Here is a 501-nt window from a genome sequence, read left to right on the forward strand (position 1 = left end):
ATTCCTATGTTGCAGTTGTTAAAAACACATACAACATTAGAAGCAGTAAAAAAGGCGCAAATATATGCTGGAAGACATCTTCGTCCGTATGTATCTACACTTACAGCGGAATTAGAAATGTATGCAGGATCGGATCAACCATTTCGAAACTTTGCAGCAGCCTTAAATAGTCCAGAAGTAAATACCTTTACGATTGCATTGCAACAAGCGCAAAAAACGGACAAGGTACAGAGTCTTCGTATTATGGATGCACAGATTAAAATGATGCGTGAGTTAAAACATGAGAACTATAACCGTCTCATTCAAAATAAACCAATGGAAATGAATAAATTTAACGTCGCAGTTATTGGATGTATTGTGATTTATCCAATGGTGATTGTTATTCAATCTTTAATGCAAGGATTTGCAAGTTTATAGAAGACATTATTAAAAATGGAATAGGAAAAGGAGTAATACACATGTTAACAAAAATGAAGAATTGGTTAAAAAACGAAGAATCAC

At 33.7% G+C, this 501-nt stretch carries 1 pseudogene; it reads left to right on the forward strand.

Annotated features, from left to right (window positions below):
* Positions 1-417, forward strand: a pseudogene (locus SB717_RS33555) (hypothetical protein); the annotation flags it as partial.
* Between the last annotated feature and the right edge of the window lie 84 nt (positions 418-501).

The sequence above is a fragment of the Priestia sp. SIMBA_032 genome, assembly GCF_046535215.1.
Taxonomy (GTDB): Bacteria; Bacillota; Bacilli; order Bacillales; family Bacillaceae_H; genus Priestia; species Priestia aryabhattai.